Source organism: Bacillus sp. GMa5/1 (genome assembly GCF_050172015.1).
GTDB lineage: Bacteria > Bacillota > Bacilli > Bacillales > Bacillaceae_G > Bacillus_A > Bacillus_A cereus.
On sequence record NZ_JBNLYC010000337.1, the window covers coordinates 1 to 2,403 of the forward strand.

Consider the following 2,403-nt stretch of genomic DNA (forward strand, 5'->3'; position numbering starts at 1 on the left):
CTTTTATCTTTAATATTAAATTCATATTTTATAGTTAGAAGAAACGAGGTAATGTAACTATGATAGGTGAACAAATTAAATCTCTAAGGAAGAAAGCTAAATTAACACAACAAGATTTAGCAGAAGGTATTATTACAAGAAGCTATTTAAGTCAAATTGAACAAGGATCTGTACAGCCAACATATGAAGTTTTAGAAAAGTTTGCAAAAAAACTCAATTGTACACTAGATGATATCCTTCTAAAGCCTATAGATAAAAAGATGGGTACGCTAGAATTAGGTAGACAATTGAAACTTGCTGAAAACTATGTAACAACCTCTCAATTTGAACAAGTAAAGAAAATTATCGACAAGTTAGAAAGAACCATTGAAAATATGGATATTTCTAATTTAGAACATGGTATTTTCAATTGGATTAGGGGCAAGTATTGCGAATATGATAAGGATTATGAAAAAGCAAGATTCTTCTACGAGGCGAGTATTCAACATCTTGAAGGCGAAAACAATGATATTTGGCTTCTAAAGAGTTTAGATAGACTGGGATATACCTTTATACGGTTAGGGAATTTACAACTTGCCCTGCAAACATTAAGAAGAGCATATAAGATTTCTATATATGAACAAATTCAAGACACGAACAAAATTTCCTTGCTTCTAAGCCTTTCCATAGTTCATGGACAAATGGAGGAATATCATTCAGCTATTCATTTTTTAGATGAAGCAATTGAATTAAATCAGCTAATGAACACTTTCTACATGCAAGGAAAAATTCATATGGCATTAGGTGTATGTTATATGGAATTAAAGGATTACAAAAAATCTGAAAGTGAATTTTTAAACTCCTTACATTTCTGTAAATTATCAAATGAGAAAGCTGACGAATCCGGTGTTCATACAAACTTAGGGATACTATACGTAAGAAATAACGAGACAAAAAAAGGAATTAAATATTTATTACAGGCTTTGGACTCCTCTATTAACTTAAATCTGCCATCAATAAGTGTTAGTAACATTAAATTAGAATTAGCTAAAGCATTTTTCAATGAAAAGCAATTAGAAGAAACCGAAAAATACTGTAATGATGTTTTATATTCTGAGGATCGCTTTGTATTCATGGATCAAATCTATGAATTATTAGGAGACATGTGTTGTCATAAACAAGAATATTCAAAAGCAATTAATAGTTATGGTGAAGCATTATCAAGTTATAAGAAGAAAAATAAAACAAAAAAAGTAAATACAGTTCTTAAAAAAATAGGGGACACTTACTTCTATATGAATGAACCTAAGTTAGCCTTAGAAAACTATCAAAAAATCGAGTTTTATTAATCTGTGACATGCCCTATTAACAATATTCTCTATTTCATTTCAATAACCTATAACCTTGAATCAATCTATAAAAACTGGGAGAACTATTCAACGATACCTGAAGCTCATTACAACCTAGATACTTAAAGCAAAAATGCTTCTCTTTCAACATAGAGAAGCATTTTTTTATATCAAAAATAATTCAACAAGATAATGCCTAAAAATATTAAGGAGGGATTACTATAGAAGTCTATGCTTTGAGTGGGCCCAGTGGTACTGGAAAAAGCACAGTCGCACTCACCTTTTCATATCAAAATAATATTCCAGCTATTATCGATGATGGCCTATTAATTGTAAATGGAAAAAAAGCAGCTGGTTTTTCTGCCAAATATGAAAAAAATTCTTTTACTGCTGTAAAAAGGGCAATTTTTCATTTTAATGATCATGCAAATGAAGTAAAGACCACATTGAAAAAATCGAAAATTAACAAAATTTTAATTATAGGTACTTCAAAAGAAATGGTAAATTTAATTGCATTAAGACTAGGGATTCCATCAATTAAACACCATATCAATATCAGTGAAATTAGATCTCTAACGCAAATGAAAATGGCACAATATGTGCGTAAAACAGAAGGAAAGCATGTCATTCCTATACCACATAATCAAATTAATCAAAATTTCTTTCGAAAGATAATTAAACAAGGAATTAAAATTTTATCACCAAACAAGGAATTAATGGGAGAAACAACAGTTGTCACACCCAACTTCCATAAAGACTCTATTCACGTCTCCAATAAAACTTTAGAACAAATCATAAAAAGACAATGTGAATCTGTAGCAGAAGTACTTAGATGTAAAAAAATTACCATTAATATGTTCACTCTCCCTACTGTAAAAATTACTATTGATCTATCTTATCCTAATCAACATAGTATTAAATCCATTGCGGAAACTGTTCAAGACCAGATTAATCAAGGTTTTCAACAGCATCTACAGCTAAATTTAGATTCCATTGATATCTATATCTCTAAAATTAAGAGGCTAAATAAAAAAAATTTTAAAGAGACGTCTCAGCCTTTATGAGATTAAATAAA

The 2,403-nt window shown here is 29.6% G+C and carries 2 protein-coding genes; both read left to right on the top strand.

Features of this window, described 5'->3' with window-relative positions; translation table 11 throughout:
• Positions 1–59 precede the first annotated feature (59 nt).
• On the top strand, positions 60–1,328 hold the full coding sequence (locus ACQGSG_RS28305) for a helix-turn-helix domain-containing protein (RefSeq protein ID WP_377949930.1): 1,269 nt from the start codon (positions 60–62) through the stop codon (positions 1,326–1,328).
• 236 nt (positions 1,329–1,564) lie between these two features.
• Positions 1,565–2,392: a hypothetical protein gene (locus tag ACQGSG_RS28310; RefSeq protein ID WP_426948641.1), complete on the top strand. Its 828-nt coding sequence runs from the start codon at positions 1,565–1,567 to the stop codon at positions 2,390–2,392.
• Positions 2,393–2,403: the final 11 nt, after the last annotated feature.

Bases quoted from the DNA above. Each gene is read 5' to 3' on its own strand.
- ACQGSG_RS28305 (WP_377949930.1), top strand. From the start codon at position 60: ATGATAGGTGAACAAATTAAATCTCTAAGGAAGAAAGCTAAATTAACA.